This window comes from Mucilaginibacter ginsenosidivorax (genome assembly GCF_007971525.1).
Lineage (GTDB): Bacteria > Bacteroidota > Bacteroidia > Sphingobacteriales > Sphingobacteriaceae > Mucilaginibacter > Mucilaginibacter ginsenosidivorax.
Genome location: NZ_CP042437.1, coordinates 5164516 through 5184052 on the forward strand (window position 1 = coordinate 5164516; position 19537 = coordinate 5184052).

General features: G+C 44.0%; 14 protein-coding genes. 8 read left to right on the forward strand and 6 right to left on the reverse strand.

What is annotated here, in order from left to right:
- Positions 1–297 precede the first annotated feature (297 nt).
- From FSB76_RS21725 to FSB76_RS21735, 3 genes are read right to left on the reverse strand one after another with little or no spacing between them, the layout of a single operon-like run.
- Positions 298–1293: an MlaD family protein gene (locus FSB76_RS21725; RefSeq protein WP_147057067.1), complete on the reverse strand. Its 996-nt coding sequence runs from the start codon at positions 1291–1293 to the stop codon at positions 298–300.
- A 24-nt stretch (positions 1294–1317) separates the two neighbouring features.
- The gene (locus FSB76_RS21730; protein ID WP_147057069.1) at positions 1318–2091 is read right to left on the reverse strand and encodes an ABC transporter ATP-binding protein; all 774 of its coding nucleotides are present in this window, start codon (positions 2089–2091) and stop codon (positions 1318–1320) included.
- 10 nt (positions 2092–2101) lie between these two features.
- Positions 2102–2911, reverse strand: a complete 810-nt coding sequence (locus FSB76_RS21735) for an MlaE family ABC transporter permease (RefSeq protein ID WP_090645494.1) — start codon at positions 2909–2911, stop codon at positions 2102–2104.
- A gap of 595 nt (positions 2912–3506) precedes the next feature.
- Here FSB76_RS21735 and FSB76_RS21740 point away from each other — a divergent pair.
- The 6 genes from FSB76_RS21740 to FSB76_RS21765 all read left to right on the forward strand — a co-directional run bounded on the left by FSB76_RS21740 (position 3507) and on the right by FSB76_RS21765 (position 11495).
- Positions 3507–4385, forward strand: coding sequence for an AraC family transcriptional regulator (locus FSB76_RS21740; protein WP_147057071.1), 879 nt, complete (start codon positions 3507–3509; stop codon positions 4383–4385).
- A gap of 382 nt (positions 4386–4767) precedes the next feature.
- Complete coding sequence (locus FSB76_RS21745; protein WP_147057074.1) at positions 4768–6600, forward strand: sodium:solute symporter family protein; 1833 nt, start codon at positions 4768–4770, stop codon at positions 6598–6600.
- A gap of 13 nt (positions 6601–6613) precedes the next feature.
- A complete protein-coding gene (locus tag FSB76_RS21750) occupies positions 6614–7789 on the forward strand; it encodes a glycoside hydrolase family 130 protein (RefSeq protein ID WP_147057076.1) in 1176 nt (391 codons plus the stop codon).
- A 45-nt stretch (positions 7790–7834) separates the two neighbouring features.
- On the forward strand, positions 7835–9067 hold the full coding sequence (locus tag FSB76_RS21755) for an AGE family epimerase/isomerase (RefSeq protein ID WP_147057078.1): 1233 nt from the start codon (positions 7835–7837) through the stop codon (positions 9065–9067).
- Complete coding sequence (locus tag FSB76_RS21760; protein WP_147057080.1) at positions 9064–10332, forward strand: glycoside hydrolase family 27 protein; 1269 nt, start codon at positions 9064–9066, stop codon at positions 10330–10332. The genes FSB76_RS21755 and FSB76_RS21760 overlap by 4 nt, the downstream gene beginning before the upstream one ends.
- A 242-nt stretch (positions 10333–10574) precedes the next feature.
- Positions 10575–11495, forward strand: a complete 921-nt coding sequence (locus FSB76_RS21765) for an Rpn family recombination-promoting nuclease/putative transposase (protein ID WP_147057082.1) — start codon at positions 10575–10577, stop codon at positions 11493–11495.
- A gap of 88 nt (positions 11496–11583) precedes the next feature.
- Here the strand turns inward: FSB76_RS21765 and nhaA are convergent, their stop codons facing one another.
- Positions 11584–12882 (reverse strand): Na+/H+ antiporter NhaA, encoded by a 1299-nt coding sequence (gene nhaA / locus FSB76_RS21770; RefSeq protein WP_147057084.1) that lies wholly within the window; start codon positions 12880–12882, stop codon positions 11584–11586.
- Positions 12883–13003: 121 nt separating this feature from the next.
- Complete coding sequence (locus FSB76_RS21775; RefSeq protein WP_147057086.1) at positions 13004–14872, reverse strand: M1 family metallopeptidase; 1869 nt, start codon at positions 14870–14872, stop codon at positions 13004–13006.
- A gap of 140 nt (positions 14873–15012) precedes the next feature.
- Here FSB76_RS21775 and FSB76_RS21780 point away from each other — a divergent pair, with 140 nt between their 5' ends.
- Positions 15013–15249, forward strand: coding sequence for a hypothetical protein (locus FSB76_RS21780; protein ID WP_147057088.1), 237 nt, complete (start codon positions 15013–15015; stop codon positions 15247–15249).
- A gap of 399 nt (positions 15250–15648) precedes the next feature.
- Here the strand turns inward: FSB76_RS21780 and FSB76_RS21785 are convergent, their stop codons facing one another.
- Entirely contained in the window at positions 15649–16410 is a 762-nt protein-coding gene (locus FSB76_RS21785) for an NUDIX hydrolase (protein ID WP_147057090.1), read from the reverse strand.
- 198 nt (positions 16411–16608) lie between these two features.
- Here FSB76_RS21785 and bglX point away from each other — a divergent pair, with 198 nt between their 5' ends.
- Positions 16609–18915: a beta-glucosidase BglX gene (bglX, locus tag FSB76_RS21790; RefSeq protein ID WP_147057092.1), complete on the forward strand. Its 2307-nt coding sequence runs from the start codon at positions 16609–16611 to the stop codon at positions 18913–18915.
- Positions 18916–19537 lie beyond the last annotated feature (622 nt).

The following is a 19537-nucleotide window of genomic DNA, read 5'->3' on the forward strand; positions in this document are numbered from 1 at the left end:
CAAGAAGCTGCTGCCCGGCGTTAGGTACGCAAGGATGCAATTATTTCCTTTGTTTTCCGGTGGAAAGGTTCATTAATAGATGCTTCCTTCGTCAGCATGACAAGTTAAAAAACAGAAGTCATCCCGAACTTGTTTCGGGATCCCATAGGACAGGTGACCCACATGAAGTACACTTAGCATGTGGGATGCCGAAACAAGTTCGCCATGACATTGGAAATAAGTCGTTGTCATTTCAGCTTCATAATTTCGCGAAATTTTACGGGCTCACCATGACGGCCCTTTTTTACAATGTCATACCTATTGCCCCGCCTTCTTCAAACTATCGGCCTTCGCCTTTTTGGCTTTGTCCTTAAAAAAGCCTTTCAGGAAAAAGTTGTGTTGGGCGGCTTCCAGGTCGTCGTTGAGTTTTATGGAGCTTTGTTGCAGGTTATCAAGGGTGGTTTGTACTTTAACGGCGGCTTTGGGGTCGTTTAGCAGTACGCCGAGGGCGTTGTCGGTACGGTTGAGTTTGTCGCTGGCTTTGTTCAGGTTGTTGGTGAGGGTGCTGGCGTTGTTGGCTGCTTGCTGCAGCTGGTTTACGGCCTGGCGAATGTGGTTAAAGGTAGCCGTATCGGTAAGTATTTTATCTGCTAAACCGCCTTTGGTGTTTAGCTTATTGCTAAATGCGTTTAGCTGGGCGGCCATTAGCGCGGCGCTTTGGGTGGCTGTTTGCAGGTTTTTCATGGCGGCGCGCAGTTGCAGGGCCATGGTATTATCGGCCATGAGTGCGCCAACGGTGCCTTTGCCTTGTAAAATCTGGTGGCTAAGGGTTTTAAAGTCGCCGGTTATGGCCAGCAGGTTTTGGTTGTTATCCTGCAGGGTTTTCATGATATCATCTGTGGATAGCAGTTTTTCGGCTTGTAGTACATCGCCATCCTGTACTTCGGGGGCCTGGGGGCTGCCGCCGTCAATCACGATGATCTTGTTGCCTATTAGTCCGTCGCTGCTTATTTTGGCCTGCGCGTTGCGGTGGATGTATTGCTGGGTAGCCTGGTCAACACTCATGGATACCCGCACCTGCGACGGGCCTTCAAAGCGCACGGCGCTGATGGTGCCCACCTTTACGCCCGAAAACCAAACGTTGTTGCCTTTTTTAAGCCCGGCCACATCGCCAAAAACCGAACTAAGGTGAATGTTTTTTACAAACGCTTTTTGCTGGCCGCCAAGCGTGAAGATGCCGAGGATGAACAGGATAAGACCGAGGCCCAAAAACAGGCCTACGATGATTGCTCTTTTATTTTCTGATGCGTCCATAATAATGGTATAATATCTTTTTTGTTATTGGATAAAGTTATAGTCGTAAAATGGTTTAACACGGCTGTCGTTGGTATCAAATACCTCGTCGAAACTGCCGGTGCGCTGAAACTGACCGTCTAAGAGCATCGCAATGCGGTCGCCGGTTTGTTTGGCGCAGGTTAAATCATGTGTAATAATGATAGACGAGGTGTTGAAGCGTTGCTGTACCTCGTTAATCAGGTCGTTAATCTCGATGCAGGTAATAGGGTCAAGGCCGGCGGTAGGCTCATCATACAGCATAATTTCGGGGTTCAGGATAAGCGTACGGGCAATGCCTATGCGCTTGCGCTGCCCGCCCGAAAGCTCGGATGGCATCTGGTTAATGGTTTGCGACAGGCCGACGGCATCAAGCACGGTTTCAACCGCGGTATCAATTTCCTGGCGGCTGATGCCCTTGCGGTTGCGTACCAGCGGGAACTCGAGGTTTTTGCGCACCGTCATGCTATCGTACAAAGCGCTGTTCTGGAACGAGAAACCGATGCGGATGCGCAGCTCCTGTAATTCCTTTTCGCTGATGTTGGCGTAGTTATGGCCCAAAACGCTTATTTCGCCTTTATCGGGCGTTAGCAAACCGGATATGATTTTTATTAATACAGATTTACCGGTACCCGAGCGGCCCAATACCACCAGGTTTTCGCCCTGGTACAGGTCCAGGTCGATACCGCGCAGCACGTGGTAATCTTCAAAGGCTTTTTCAAGCCCCCGGATGGTGATAACAGGGTTGTTATGGTCGGCCTTTACAATTTTCTTTTCCATGCTAAATCGATTAACGGAACCAGCTGGTTATCTGTACAATAATTACTTCTTCAATAAACACCAGGAACATGGCGGTAACCACAGCGCCGTTGGCGGCCTTGCCCACACCCTCGGTACCTTTGCTGCTGTTATAGCCCTGGTAGCAGCCCACAATGCCTATGGTAAACCCAAATACAATGGATTTGATAAGCGAGGCCACAAAATCGGTATACGTGAGCGGATCAAAAAACTCCTGTATAAAGGTTGTCCAGGTGGTGCCCTCGTTTTGGGCAACATTTAAATAGCCGCCAAACATGGCAATAAAACCGGTATAGGTAGATAGAATAGGGATAGTAAGCGTAGTGGCCAGTACCCGGGTGCACACCAGGTATTTAAAAGGTTTGGTGCCCGATACCTCCATGGCATCAATCTGCTCGGTTACCCGCATAGAACCCAGCTCGGCACCAATGCCCGAACCTACCTTGCCCGATGCAATAAGCGCCGTCACCAACGGCGCCAGCGCCCGCATAATGGCTATAGATACCAGCGATGGCAGCCATGATGTAGCTCCAAACTGCGACAGCGAGGGGCGCGATTGCTTGGTAAATATAAGCCCTACAATAAAGCCGGTTACCGTAATAAGGGTAAAGGAGCGCACGCCAACTTCATAACACTGGCGCATAACCTCTTTAAACTCAAAAGGGGGCATAAAGGCCTCCCTGAAGAAGCGCAGGATAAACTGGTTTATGCGGTACAGGCTTATCAGGAAGTCGGTAATGCTTTGCTTAAACTTGTTTACCCTTTTGCGTATGGTAGGTTTGGTGCTTTGTGCGGTATCCATTAATTATGTAATGATTTGATCCATCTTTGTTTATACCGTGTTCTACAACAAATATCCGGTAATTGTTTTGATAGTTGTGAGTTCTGAGTCTTGAGTTTTAAGTCTTAAGCCTTAAGTCAAAAGTTCTAAGTCCTTAACATTTATCAAAACACTGCAAGTTTCCGGCCCGGGACTTCGGACTCAAGACTCAGAACTCAAGACTTAAAACCGAACCCTTAAACAAACTGACCCAAAAGGTTAAAAGTTAAAAATTAACCCGGATGCAAACCTAAAAGTTAAAATTTATACCTGTGTAAGTTAGGTTTAAAAAAAGCGTTATTTTTTTGTAATTTTTTGTCGCTTTTTTATGGCTTTTGTAGAAACTAATTACGCATTTGTATGAATTAATTAAACATTTGTAAGCGGTTTTTGATGGATACCGGGCCTTTTAAGTCGGTTTTGAAATAATTTTTTAACCGGTAGCAAACTTTTGCTGGTGTCTGAGGCGATGAATTTTGTAGTAAACAACTACCAAAAACTTATAAAAATGTAAAATATTTGATATCGTGATGTTAAATATGTATCATTGAACGCCTTTTTATAACCGGTTCAAATTATGATCACCAATAATGTAATGCGCGAGATTACGCCGCTAACACCCAGCGATTGTTTTACCATTTTTTCGAGGGTTAAAAAGAAGTTTGATTTTCCGCTGCATTACCACGACGAGTACGAATTAAACCTGATTATCAATGCCAAAGGCGCCAAACGTGTTGTAGGCGGGCATATTGAGATGATAGACGAGCTGGAGCTTGCATTAATAGGCCCCAACCTGTACCATGCCTGGTTTACCCATCAATGCCAAAGCGAGGAAATTACCGAGGTAACCATCCAGTTTCATAAGGATTTGTTTGATGAAAAACTACTGAAACGCAACCAGTTAAGTTTTGTAAAAAGCATGTTGGAGCGGTCGCAGCGGGGCATCGTATTTTCGCCCGATACCATCATTGCTTTACGTGAGCGTATCCAGGGACTTGATAAAAAGAGTGGCTTTGATTCGGTGCTGGAGTTGATGTCGATACTGCATGATCTGTCTATCTCCCGTAATATGAAAATGTTATCAGATCCCAGCTTTGCCAACGATAAATTTTATTACAACAGCCGCCGTATTGAGAAAGTGTTTGAGCACATGAACATCAACTACAACAAGCAGGTAACCCTTGCCGAGGTAGCTAAAATAGCCAATATGCCCGAGGCATCGTTCAGCAGGTTTATTAAAAAACGCACCGGTAAAACCTTCATTGACAGCCTGAACGAGATTCGCCTGGGCCACGCCTCCCGTATGCTGATCGACTCGACAGCTACCGTGGCCGAGATTGCTTATAAATGCGGTTTCAACAATATCTCCAACTTTAACCGCATTTTTAAACGCAAAAAGCTGTGCATCCCCAAAGAATTCAGGGAAACTTATACCGGGAACAGGGTGTTTATTTAATTTGAGAATTTGAAAATGTCCTGAAAGTAACTTGGATAGATTTTGTAATTTTGGTATATTTGTATATATCCTAAGGTGGTTGTTCTCCGCCGGTTTATCATAGTCTTTTTTTTGAAAAACAGCATTTGTGCTTCATCGCGTCAATTGGCCGATGTATCTGTCTCGATACAGGCCTGCTTAACCACGATTATTTGCGATAAATAAAATAATAGGTTAAAAAAGTATTATAAAAATAGCTTTTATAAACCCACTTTTGAATACACCAATTATGATCAGGATTTGCAGAATTTGAGAATTTATAGAATTTGAAAATATCGAGGTTTTCAAATCATCAGTATTCTGAAAATTCCTAAATTCTGAAAATTCTGATTCCGACAAAAAAATGAAGCTACACTTAGTAGATATCGCCATCATCGTTCTGTACCTGCTGAGCACCATTTTTATTGGTTTATGGTACCGTAAAAAAGCCCGCGAAAACAAGGAAAGTTACATGCTTGGCGGCAAGTCGCTGCCCTGGTACAAGCTGGGTTTAAGCGATGCCTCGGATATGTTTGATATCAGCGGCACCATGTGGATGGTAAGCCTGTGCTTTGTATACGGCATGAAAAGCATCTGGATACCATGGTTATGGCCCGTATTTAACCAGGTGTTTTTGATGATGTACCTGTCGCGCTGGCTGCGCCGTTCCAATGCTGCAACCGGCGCCGAATGGCTGGCCACCCGTTTTGGTAAAACGGGCACCTGGGTGGCGGCCTCACAAATGGTAGTCATCGCCTTTGCGTTGTTAAGTTGTTTTGGTTTCCTGGCTTACGGGTTCATCGGGCTGGGTAAATTCATCGAAATATTTATCCCCTGGGACTTGGTGAAAAGCTATGTGCCCTTTAACGTGGCCCCGCAATATGTACCGCATGTTTATGGTATCATATTCACGTTGTTTGCCATGTTTTATTCCATTTTAGGCGGAATGCATAGCATTGTTTTGGGCGACATGGTTAAGTATGGCGTGATGACGGTTGCCTGTATCTGGATAGGGTTCATCGCTGCCCATAAACTGACCGACCATAGCCTCAATGTACCCGATGGTTGGTTTAGTCCGTTTTTTGGCACCCACCTGAATATGAACTGGTCGGGCATTATTACCGAGGTAAACAAAAAGATAAAAGACGATGGCTACTCGCTTTTCGGGTTGTTTTTTATGATGATGACCTTCAAGGGCTTTTTCGCGGCCCTGGCGGGGCCTGCACCCAATTATGATATGCAGAAGATATTGTCAACCCGCTCGCCCGAGGATGCCAGTAAAATGAGCGGTTTTGTCAATATTGTTTTGCTGCCCATCAGGTATTCGCTCATTGTAAGCCTCACCATTTTAGGTTTAATCTACTATCACCAAATGAACCTGAAGGATGCCACCGGCGATATCGATTTTGAACGGATATTACCGGCAGTTATCAATAATTTTTTACCGGCTGGTCTTGTAGGCCTGTTGCTGGCCGGTTTATTAGGCGCCTTCATGAGCACCTTTAGCGGCACCATGAACGCGGCACAGGCATATATAGTTAACGATATATACCTCAAATACGTTAACCCGGCTGCATCCAACAAAAACACTATCACCATGAATTACCTGGTGGGCATCATTGTGGTAGCTATAGGGGTTATCCTTGGCTTTTTTGCACATAACGTAAATACGGTGCTGCAATGGATCGTTTCGGCACTATATGGGGGCTATGTAGCATCAAACGTATTAAAGTGGCATTGGTGGCGCTTTAATGCCGGCGGCTTTTTCTGGGGAATGCTTTCAGGCATTTTGTCGGCAATGGTATTCTCTTTGTATATATCCAATAACGAATTATTGTACTGGTTCCCGGTATTGTTCCTTATCTCGCTGGCCGGTTCGGTTATAGGATCGCTGGCAACGGAGCCTACAGATATAGTGGTGTTAAAGGCCTTCTACAGCAACGTACGTCCCTGGGGTTTTTGGGAGCCGGTAAAAAAACTGGTAATGGCCGATGACGAAAGTTTTGCACCCAATAAAAACTTTAAGCTTAACATGTTCAACGTAGTTATAGGTACAATTACCCAGCTATGCCTCACTATATTGCCCATGTACCTTATCCTCAACCAAAAACTGCCTTTGGCGGTTACCATAGGCTTACTGGCAATCACGATGCTGATCCTGAAAAAAACCTGGTGGAATAAACTAAAAGAATATTGATAAACTAACCCCTATGACCCCTGAATTTAAACAAAGGCTGGCCCTGCTACAACAAGAACAGCAACAACTCATAAACCAGCCAAACCAGGTAGCCGGTACCGGCAATGGTGTTTTTAACCGCTATAAAAACCCGGTGCTTACCGCCGCACATACCCCCATCAACTGGCGGTATGATTTGAATCCCGAAACCAATCCGTACCTGATGGAGCGCTTTGGCATTAACGCCGCGTTTAATGCCGGGGCTATTAAATTCAATAACAAATACCTGATGGTGGTTAGGGTAGAGGGGGCAGACCGTAAATCGTTTTTTGCTGTAGCCGAAAGCGCTGATGGCGTCAGCAATTTTACTTTTTGGGATTACCCAATCAACCTGCCACAAACCCGGGAGCCGGATACCAATGTGTATGATATGCGCCTTACCCTGCACCAGGATGGCTACATATACGGCTTGTTTTGTACCGAAAGACGCGACCCGGCCGCCCCGGCTTATGATCAATCAATGGCCATAGCGGCCTGCGGTATAACCCGTACCAAAGATATGTTGAATTGGGAGCGCCTGCCCGATTTGAAAACCAACTCGCCCCAGCAACGCAACGTGGTATTGCACCCCGAGTTTGTGCATGGAAAATACGCCCTGTACACCCGTCCGCAGGATGGTTTTATCAGCGCGGGTACCGGCGGCGGCATCGGCTTTGGCTTAGCCGAAACAATGGAAAATGCTGTAATAGACCAGGAAACCATCATCGATAATAAAAACTACCATACTGTTTACGAAGCCAAAAACGGGCAAGGCCCAACACCCATTAAGACCGACAGGGGCTGGCTGCACCTGGCACATGGTGTACGTAACACTGCTGCCGGCCTGCGTTATGTACTGTACATGTTTATGACCGACCTAAATGACCTGACCAAAGTTTTGCACAAACCAGGAGGGTATTTGTTGGCACCCGAGGGTGGGGAACGTATTGGCGATGTATCAAACGTGGTTTTTTGCAACGGTTGGATTGCCGATGAAGATGGTTCGGTGTATATTTACTATGCATCGTCAGATACCCGTATGCACGTGGCTACCACTACGGTTGATAAGTTGATTGACTATGTAGTGAATACACCGGCAGATGGCTTTAAGTCGTCAACTTCGGTAGATGCAATTTATGGGATTATTGATAGGAATAAAGAGATCGCTTAGAAACCTGGGCTTTAGCCTCGGTAACTTAGCGGTAGATTACAACCGATGAAAATACATATATACAGGGATGGCCCCGAAATACTATTGCCTATTCTCCAGGCCGAGCTTATCGCCGAGTTGGATAACATAGTTACCTACTGGCAAAAATATACACCCGACGAAACGCACGGCGGCTTTTTAGGTCGGGTAGATAACAACAATAATGCTACCGCCCATGCACCCAAAGGGTCCGTATTAAACGCAAGGATACTGTGGAGCTTTTCGGCGGCTTTTAACCTGCAACATGATGATGCAGCGTTGCAAATGGCGCACCGGGCTTATGAGTACATCTGCAGGTATTTTATCGATCCTGAATTTGGCGGGGTATACTGGTTGGTTGATTATAAAGGCGAAAAATTGGATACCAAAAAACAGGTGTATGCCAGTGCATTTACCATTTACGCGCTGACTGAATACTATAAGGCTTCGGGCTTACAGGAAGCCAGGGATCGGGCTATCAGCCTATATCATTTACTGGTTAAAAAAAGCTATCATGCTGACAAAACGGGCTATATGGAGGCCTTTACCCGCGACTGGCAGCCCATTGCCGACCTGCGGCTGAGCGCTAAGGATGCCAACGAAAAAAAGACCATGAACACCCATTTGCATGTATTGGAAGCTTACACCAACCTATACCGCATTTGGCCGGATAAGAAGCTGAGGATTCAAATACAAACGTTGATAGGCAATTTTTTTGATCATTTTATCAACCCGGAAACCAATCACCTGGTGTTATTTTTTGATGAAGACTGGAACCAAAAATCAGCCACTGTATCATACGGGCATGATATTGAAGCTACCTGGCTTTTGCTGGAAGCCGCCGAAATAATAAATGACATTGAATGGGAAGAAGATATTGAAGAAATTTGCATACAGGTAGCCGACGCTACCATTGAAGGTTTGGACACAGACGGCGGCTTATGGTACGAATATGAACCAGCCGAAGATCGCCTGGTTAAAGAAAAACATTGGTGGGTACAAGCGGAGGCGATGGTAGGTTTTTTTAATGCGTGGCAGATAAGCCGGGATCAGAAATACCTCGATATAGTTGTAAAAAACTGGGCATTTGTAAAAGATAAGATCCTCGATCATCAAAATGGCGAATGGTTTTGGGGACTAAAAGCCGATGGCGGTATAATGCCCGGCGAAGATAAAGTTGGCCAGTGGAAATGCCCCTATCACAATAGCCGGGCTTGTATACAGATTATTAAACGAATTAACCATAGTACTATCATATGAAAATATATAAACAATTAACGGCTGTTGTACTGCTAAGTATTGGAGCTTGCGGAAACGCGATAGCCCAAACATCCGATGCCGCGGCCCCTGTCGCGATAGCAAAAGATGCCTCAAATAAAGCCGGTAATTTGGCGCCAACGCCGCCTATGGGCTGGAATACCTGGAACACTTTCCAGACTAATATTGACGAACCATTGCTGAAAGGCATGGTTGATGCCTACGTATCATCGGGCATGCGCGATGCCGGTTATAAGTATTTTGTGCTGGATGATGGCTGGATGACCATGGAACGCGATAAAAACGGCGACCTGGTGGCCGACCCTAAAAAGTTTCCGAACGGCATGAAAGCCTTTGCCGATTATGTGCACTCCAGGGGGCTTAAGTTTGGTATTTACAATTGTGCAGGCAGCAAAACCTGCGCCGGTTACCCCGGCAGCCGCGGGCATGAATACCAGGATGCCCGTTTATATGCATCGTACGGTGTTGATTTTTTAAAGTACGATTGGTGCAATACCGATAGCCTGAATGCACGCGAAGCTTATATCACCATGAGCCAGGCGCTAAAAGCATCGGGCCGGGAAATTACGTTTAGCCTTTGCGAATGGGGCAACCACCAACCATGGCTTTGGGCAGGCGGCGTGGGCGAACTTTATCGTACCACCGGTGATATTACCGCCAGTTTTGATACGGATAAACACCACGGCACCTGGACGGCACTTAGCGTGATGTCTATAGTAGATAAACAACCCGCCATTGCCAAATATAATGGTCCCAACCACTGGAATGACCCCGATATGCTGGAAGTAGGCAACGGTATGAGTTTTAACGAGGATAAAGCACATTTCTCGCTTTGGTGTATGCTGGCTGCCCCCTTAGCCGCCGGTAACGATCTGCGCAAAATGTCGCCCCAAACACAGTCAATCCTGACTAATAAAGCAGCCATCGCTATTGACCAGGATGCATTGGGTATTGCCGCATCGCGTATTTACCAGGCCGATAGTTTAGAGGTTTGGGCAAAGCCGCTGGCTAATAATGAGGTTGCTATTTGCTTTTTAAACAGATCGGCATCTACAAAGCAGGTAACTTATAACTGGAATGACCATGCTGTAAAGAACGAGGCCAATCATATCGATATAGATTTTACAAAAGCATCATACAAGTTGCACGATATCTGGGCGAATAAGGATATGGGAACTACTAAAAAGGAATTTAAGCAAACCTTAGCAGGTCATAGCGTAATTGTGGTGAGGCTGGCGAAGTTGTAGATGGGCAGATTAACTTCGTCGAGGGTTTCGCCGTTTTAGATGATTGTTGGATCCGGGATTGCTATATTGTATATATGTAATACGTTATATTTTATCAGCCCGGTTAGCAGGTTGCGATTGGTTTTAGCCTGGCATTGACTAATTTTGTTGTAGCGGCGAATTAAGAAATAACGGATGATGGCTTGCTTCCGCTTAAACCTTAAAAGGATTCTTTAAAACAAAACAATGCTCTATATTTGGCTATGCCTGATTATAAACCGCCTGTCACCGGAAAATATATTGATCCTTTAGTTGATTTTGCCTTTAAGAAAATATTTGGCAACGAGCCTAATAAAGATTTGCTGATAGCTTTTTTAAATGAAGTGTTCAGGGGGCGCAAGCATATTGTCGACTTGGTTTATAACAAAAATGAGCACCCCGGGGATTTAAGGGATGAAGGGTCAGCCATATTCGATTTGTTGTGTACAGGTGATAAAGGCGAGCGTTTTATAATAGAAATACAACGTGGCAGGCAAGGCTACTTTAAAGAAAGAGCGTTGTTTTATACCAGCCGGCTCATAAGCAACCAGGCACCCAAAGGAAAGCGCAGCGAATGGGCTTATAACCTTACGGAGGTGTACCTGGTTGCCTTGCTGGAAGATTTTACGCTGGCAGCAAGCCCTGCACATGAATACCTGCATGATATTTGCCTGTGTAACAGGCATACGGGTGAAATATTTTACGATAAATTAGGCTACACTTATATTGAATTGATTAATTTTGTAAAGACGGAGGCCGAACTGGAAACCGACCTTGACAGATGGCTATATGTTTTAAAGCACCTTAGCCAAATGAATAAGATCCCGGCTTACCTGCGGAAACCCATATTTGAAAAATTATTCAGTATTGCAGAATATACTAATCTGACAAAGGAGGAAAAAGAGATGTACGATAGTAGCTTAAAATACAAGTGGGATAATAAAAACGTGTTGGATTATGCCGTGAAAGAAGGTATGGAAAAAGGCATAGCACAAGGTATAGAAAAAGGTATATCACAAGGCATAGAAAAAGGTAAACTTGAAGAAGCTATGGCCATTGCACGTGAACTTAAAAAAGAAGGCTTAGCCATTGAATTTATTGCAAAAATCACTAAACTTTCTATCGAAGAAATAGAAAAACTCTAACGTGCTATCTAAATAGTTGCTCAAATACAAGTGAGGTGTAAGGGAAATTAAGTGCCAATCTTGTAGAAACCATAAATCGTGTTAAGATCTACGATCTTTTCAAAACTACCGCCCCAAAAACACCCGCTAATAACGAAGCCAATAAAATTCCATATTTAGCCTGATCAACCATCTCAACATGGCTAAATGCCAGGCCTGATATAAAAAGCGACATGGTAAAACCAACACCGGCCAGTAAGGCTACGCCGGTTATTTGTTTCCAGGTGGAGTTTGCCGGGAGCTGGGCGCCAAACTTTACCATAAGCCAGGTGGCCGATAGTACGCCTATGAATTTGCCTGCTACCAGGCCAATCATCACACCCAGGCTTACCGGATTGAGTAACGACGAAAAGAAATCCGCCCCAATAATGATACCCGCGTTTGCCAGCGCGAACAGTGGCATCACCACAAAAGCTACCCAGGGGTGCAGCCCATACTCTACTTTTTGCAGTGGGGTTTCGGCATCGGTAGTCATTTTTTTTATTTTTTCAATGGTATGATGTTGCTCTGGAGTGGTAAGTGTGCTGTTATTGGGAATTTGCGCCTCAAAGGCCACCAAAAGTTTGCGCAGGCTTTCAGCATAGTTTTTTTCGTTAATGCGCGTACGGGCGGGGATGGTAAACGCCACCATTACACCTGCAATGGTAGCATGCACACCCGAAAGCAAAAAGGCTACCCATACCGCAAAACCTATCACCAGGTAAAATATAATACTGCGGATACCCAGCTTATTGCCGATAAGCAGTATGGTTAACAGGCATACACCAATAGTTAAGGGTGCAAAATCGATATGCGAGCTGTAAAAAATGGCTATCACCAATACAGCGCCCAAATCATCGGCCACTGCCAATGCAGATAAAAACACCTTAACCGATGATGGAATATGTTTGCCTGCAACAGATAACAATGCCAGCGCGAACGCTATATCCGTAGCCATAGGGATGCCCCAGCCATGTTCGGATGCTGAGCCTTTGTTGATGAAAAAGTATATCAGGGCGGGCACTACCATTCCGCCCAAAGCGGCTACCATGGGCAGGGAAGCTTTTTTTATGGTCGATAACTCGCCGGCCATAAACTCGCGTTTCAACTCCAGGCCAATCACAAAAAAGAACACGGCCATTAGCCCATCATTAATCCACAAGTGCAGCGGGTGATTAAGTGCGTGATTGCCAAAACCCAATGATACTTTAATATCCCAAAGTTGATGGTACGAATGAGCAAACGGCGAGTTTACCCAGATTATAGCTACCAAAACACCTATAAAAAGCACAATACCGCTGGTATGCTCCTGGTGTATGAACTTACTTGCCGGCTCGGTAATTTTATCTATAGGTAGTTTTTTTCGCATCGTTTTTTGTTAGAATCAAGAATTAAGAGTCAAGAATCAAGATAGCTGCATTTTCGTATTTTACAATTCGTATCGACGATCAAAAAATCTTAACTCTTGATTCTTAACTCTTGACTCTTCCTCACGGTTTCCAAACATTATTACTCTTATCCGAATCTACATCATAGGTAGTTCCTAAAGTAATTTGTGTTATAGGGCCTTTGGCTATAAAATTAAGTGTTGTTGTTTTATTGCCCTTTGCCCATGCGGCTATGCTGGTTCCCACTGCCTGTTTGCTGCCGTCTGTGTAAAATATAGTTAAGTGTACCGGCACCGCCTTATTCCCGATGCTGGTAATGGTAACCGTATATTTTTTTGCTACATGCGCTACTTTGCTAATGGCCAGGTCGGGGATGCCGTTATCAAAGAACCAGTTTTTCCAAAACCAGTTCATGTTAATGCCCGCGCCGGTGTTCATGCAATTAAAAAAATCATAAGGCATGGGGTGCTTGCCATGCCACAGGTTAATATAGTTGTGCAGCGCTTTGGTAAAAAGTGCATCGCCAAGCATTTCCTTTACGTACAGGTAGCCAAAGCCAGGTTTAGGGTAGTTATCGGTGAAGCCTGCAATGCCTGTAAGCGCCGGGGTAAGCGTCATGATAGGTACATCCTGCTCGCTGCCTGCCGAGTTTTCGACGGCTGTGATGCCATACAGATCGGTTATTTTAGGGTCGATATCGGGGCTGATAAGCCATTCGCCAATGGTGGCCCAGCCTTCGTCCATAAAAGCATACTTGGTTTCGTTTATACCCATGTAAAAAGGGAACATGGTATGGAAAATTTCATGGTCGGTTAATTCTATCGCGTCTTCGCTATTTTCCAGCGGGTTGTCATTCACCATCATGGGGTACTCCATTTGGGCAAGGCCATCAAAAACGGTTTCGTGCGGGTAGGGGAAAGGCCATTTCGGGAATTTATAGCTCATGGATTCCACCGTTTTGCGGGCGTAATCTACCACCGCGAAGTAATCCTTATGTGCCGGGTTAAATACAGCATCTACACGTGTGCGCCTGTTTGTTTTCGGATCGACTACCAGGCTGCTGGCTTTCCATATATAGTGGTTACTGGTAGCAAAGGCCAGGTCGGTAACACTGTCGGCTTCAAATTTCCAGGTGTTGGTAGCATTCTTTTTGGTGATATCGCCTGCGGCTATATCAGCTTCGGTAACAATATCTGTCACTTTATCGGCGGCTGCTGCGGCGGCTATCAGTTTTACATATTTGGGGTTGTAAACTTCATCTGCATTTTTCAGATTGCCGGTTGCCCATACCTGGTAATCGCCGGGAACGGTAATTTCGGCGTTAAAGTGGCAAAAATCGTTATAAAACTCCTGCGAACCAGTGTACGGAAATTCATTCCAACCGTCTATATCATCATAAACAGCCACCCGTGGAAAAAAGTAAGCAATAAAAAACGCTCCCGGATCAACCTGCCCGCCGCGGATATGCGATGTTTTGTTGAGCATGAATGCATAAGCAATATCCAAATGTACTTTTTGTTTCGGGTTGATGGCTTTAACCCGTAACGACATATTGGTACCCCTGATGTTAAGTTTTGTGCTATCAACCGGCTGATTATCCAAACTGATCGATGTTATTTTAACACCATCACTTACATCATTTGCTGATATGGGAGCATCCCGCTGGGCTCCTTTTTGATACAGGTTGGGGTACAGTTTAAAGCCAAGTTTTTTAAGCGTATCAGGACTGTTGTTGATATATTCGATACCAACAGTGCCGCTAAGTTCCAGGCTTTTAGGGTCGAAGTTTACTTTTATGCTGTAGTTGGCTGTGTTTTGCCAGTAATTTTTGCCGGGTGCGCCGCTCCGGGTACGTGTGCCTTTAGTGTATGTTTTTTGCAGCGTAGTATTGATAGGTAAGGTTATTTGTGCCGATGCCATTGCGCTACCAAGAAGCAAAGCAACCGGAAGTAATTTTTTGAGGTTGATCATGAAGGTAGTTTATATCTATATTTGACGTAAATATAATAAACAGGAATATAAACCGGTTGGCGCAGCAGCTTTAAGGTATAAATATCAGATAACTTAAAACCATTTGCACCCGTTTAAGTAGTACCAATTATAATAAACACATGACCGCAGAAAAAATGATTATCATAACAGGGAAGCAATACCTGGCGCTAAAACAAAGTTTGGAAAGCGGCGAAGGCCTTACCTATAATATAGGCACCGATAAGCACCCCGAAATTGTAAAAATTACCAACATGTACATGGATACTGATCCTGATTTTACGCGTAACTCGGGCCAGTTTGCCAAAATGAACGAAAGCCTGAATGTACAGGTGAAAATGGAGTACCTGGCGGAGTAGGTTGTTGGGCGAATTGCGGCAAGAGGTTAAACTTGTTTCAAAAACTTACAATTCCAATTTCACTGTCATCCTTCGTACCTACCCATGCCCAGTTAAAAAACGGAAGTCATCCCGAACTTGTTTCGGGATCCCACAGGAGAGGTGCCCCACATGAAGTACACTCAGCATGTGGGGTGCCGAAACAAGTTCGGCATGACATTGGGTTAAGTCGTTGTCATTTCCCCCTTCAGAATTTCGCGAAATTTTACCACTAAGGATGAAAGTCTTTTATTTTTGAATGCCATCTCTCCTCCACAGTATCCGGATTTTACCACTCAGCATGACTACGAATAGGTTCTTCCTTAAGGTACAATTCACTAAATCAATAGTTCAATAGTTCAATAATTCAATAATTAAAACTTACCATCCGCCTTTAAAGCCCTCTGTAAGCGCGTGTTTATAACCTTCTAAATCAAACGAATATAGGTAGGGTGCTTTATGGGCACCTCCCTTACGGGGCTGTTCGGCACGGTTAAGGATACCAAAGCCCAAAATCCGGCGCTGAAAGTTGCGGCGGTCCAGCTTTTTATCAAGGATGGTTTCGTATAGTTTTTGCAGCTCGGGCATGGTAAACTCCTTTGGCATCAGGTTATAACCAATAGGCTGATAGTTTAATTGCAAACGCAGGGTATCTAAAGCGGTTTTAAATATCAGTTCGTGGTCAAGTTCAAGTTTGGGCATATCATCCATATCCCGCCAGCCGCATAATTCCGAGAAGCGATCGGCCTGTGGTGTTACTTCAAAAAAATCGACAAGCGCGTAATAACCTATTGTTAAAAAACGACCCGAGAACCAGTTTTTTTCAGGGGGCAACATCCCATCGTACATATCATTATGAACTTTTGACCTGTCGGGATCGCCAAAAACGTGAAATTGTTGCAGAAATATCTGGTCGAGACCGGTACGTTCTTTTAATATCCGGTTGGCAGCCATTTCAATAGGTTCGCGCTTAAGCACAAAGCCGCCCGGTAGGTACCATTTTTCTTCGCCAATATTTTTTAGCAACAGTACTTTCATCTGGCCTTCGTGAAAGCCAAAAACAACACAATCAATAGAAATATGCTCAAGGTAGTTTTTACGGGCCTCGTCGCTATACTCAATAAGTTCTTCTCTGGTCAACATTTTTGCTATTCTACAAAAATACTTTGATTATTTAATTATAATAATTACAATTGTGTACTTTATACACAATCAATTTGTTGTTGTGTTATAGCCAATTATAAGCGATGATTTTTAATTAATTAGTTTGGTAAGGGCTTAATCGCGCTTTTACCTATCCAAATTTGGTTAATCAATCTGCCTACAACGTAAATTTAAAAAATGAACAAATATTTTTCAACTCAACTTATAGCCAGGGTTATTCCGCTTTGCGTAGCGTTATTGCCTTTTAACAAGGTGTCGGCTCAAAACAAAACCGAGGACGCCAAAATGGATGTTTTTGTGAGCGGTTTAATGAAAAAAATGACCCTCGACGAAAAAATCGGCCAGTTAAACCTGGTAACTATTGGTGCCCCAACCACAGGATCGGTGGTTAATAAAGGCGTGGAGGATAAAATAAAAAAAGGCGCTATTGGTGGCGTGTTTGGCATTTGGGGTGTCGATCATACTAAAGAAGTGCAGGAAGCGGCTGTTAAAAATTCCCGTTTACATATTCCGTTAATTTTTGGATTGGATGTTATACACGGCCATCGTACTATTTTCCCAATTCCTTTGGGGATGTCGGCAACGTGGGACCTGGATCTGATCAAACAATCGGCACATATTGCAGCAAAAGAAGCAACCGCCGAAGGCTTAAGCTGGGTATTTTCGCCTATGGTTGATATAGCGCGCGATGCACGCTGGGGCCGTATTTCGGAAGGTGCCGGCGAAGACCCGTGGTATGGCGGGCAGGTGGCAAAAGCTATGGTACAAGGTTACCAGGGCGCCAGCCTGAAAAATGCCGATGCGGTTATGGCCTGCGTAAAACACTTTGCTTTATATGGTGGTGCTGAAGCTGGCCGCGAATACAATACTGTTGATATGAGTCGTATTAAAATGTACCAGGATTACCTGCCGCCTTACAAAGCGGCCGTTGATGCGGGTGCAGGCAGTTTCATGAGCTCTTTTAATACAGTTGACGGTGTACCTGCAACAGGTAACCAATGGTTACTTACCGACTTGCTGCGCAAACAGTGGGGTTTTAAGGGTTTTGTTGTATCTGATTACACCGCCGTTAACGAAATGGAAGCACACGGCCTTGGCGATTTGCAAATGGTATCGGCCCTGGCATTAAAAGCCGGGTTGGATATGGATATGGTTGGCGAAGGCTTTTTAACTACGTTAAAAAAATCATTAATAGAAAAAAAGATAACCCAGTTTGAAATTGACCAGGCTTGCCGCCGGGTTTTGGAGGCCAAGTATAAATTGGGTTTGTTTGATAATCCTTACAAATCGATGGATGCCGCGCGCGAAAAAACGGATGTAATGTCTGAGGCGAATCTTTCTGCTGCCAGGGAAATTACCAAACGTTCATTTGTATTGCTAAAAAACGATAATCAAACGCTTCCGCTTAAAAAAACGGGTAGTATAGCGCTTGTTGGCCCGTTGGCAAATAACCAGCGCGATATGCTTGGCACCTGGATTTTGGCCGGCGAATGGCAAAAATCCGTCAGCGTGATGCAAGGTATTAAAAACGTTGTCGGCGATGGCGTTACCATCAATTATGCCAAAGGATCAAACATCACCGAGGATGCTGAATTTATAAAACGCCTGAACTTTGGCCCCGGAATGGTTACCGTTGATCCCAAACCTGCCGATGAACTTTTGAAAGAAGCTATTGATGCCGCCAATAAATCAGATGTGATTGTGGCGGTGGTGGGGGAGTCGCAAAGTATGTCGGGCGAATCATCCAGCCGGTCGGATATTGATATTCCTGAGCCGCAAAAAAACATGTTGAAGGCTTTATCCAAATTGGGTAAGCCAATGGTTGTTGTGTTGTTTAACGGCCGCCCGCTTACCTTAACTTGGGAAAATGAGCACGCCAGCGCTATATTGGATGTTTGGGCACCCGGTACCGAAGCTGGTAATGCAATTGCCGATGTTTTATTCGGCCAGTATAATCCTTCAGGAAAAATAACAGCAACTTTTCCGCGCAGCGTGGGCCAGATACCTATATATTATAACCACAAAAACACTGGGCGCCCTTACAGCAGCGGACCAACAAAGTTTAAATCAAACTACCTGGATATTTCTAATGATCCGCTTTATCCTTTTGGGTACGGCTTAAGTTACACAACTTTTGGCTACAGCGACGTTAAGTTAAGTAAAACCACGCTTAAAGGCAACGAAGTGCTAACCGCAACTGTTACAGTTACCAATACCGGCAAATATGCGGGCGAAGAAGTTGTACAGTTGTACGTCGGCGACCCTGTTGCAAGTATCAGCCGTTCGGTTAAAGAACTGAAAAATTTTAAAAAGATTAACCTGCAGCCAGGCGAAGCCAAAGAGGTAAGTTTTTCTATTACACCAGAGCAATTAAAGTTTTACAACAGCCAGCTTAAGTACGATTGGGAGCCAGGCAAATTTGTAATTGAAGTAGGTACCAACTCAAGCGATACCCATTCGGCATCAGTGTGGTGGAATAAGTAGTAGCCAAAGATTTTTAAATAAATTATAATAAATAATATATAAAATTGAACTAAAGGTAGTTTAGAAAATTACTTGAACACGGTAAAAAGCACTGCGCATTTTTAAATGCACAGTGCTTTTTTGCTTAAGGAACGAGTTTTCGGTTAAATTTTCCGGTGTTTTGTAACCCGATAAATGTTGGTGAAACATTTATTATATTATTTATAAATGTTTGTATTACAGTTGTAAATCGGCAAAATAATAAATGTTGTAGTGACATTATTACAAAATCATGATGATATTTTAACACTAAGCCAGCTTTACCTTTGTAACATTCCTATAGCATCAATAAGATAAAAAAAATTGAGGTTTAGCCCCTGTAACAATAAACATGTACCCATAAAGTATTGTATCGATTGCATTTTACCATTGCTGCTGCAATTTTGACTTTGCAAAATTTATAAACAAGCCCTCAGTTTATTAATGATTTATTAATAAAATATTCACAATTTGTAATTTTAACGCCTTTTTGGTTCTATAAATAATTAATTTGTAAATCTGCATTTTTCACTTGTGTAAACAATACACTCTCTTTACATTAGTTGCATAGCCAATATAAATTTCTGGAACGCCAGAAACCATA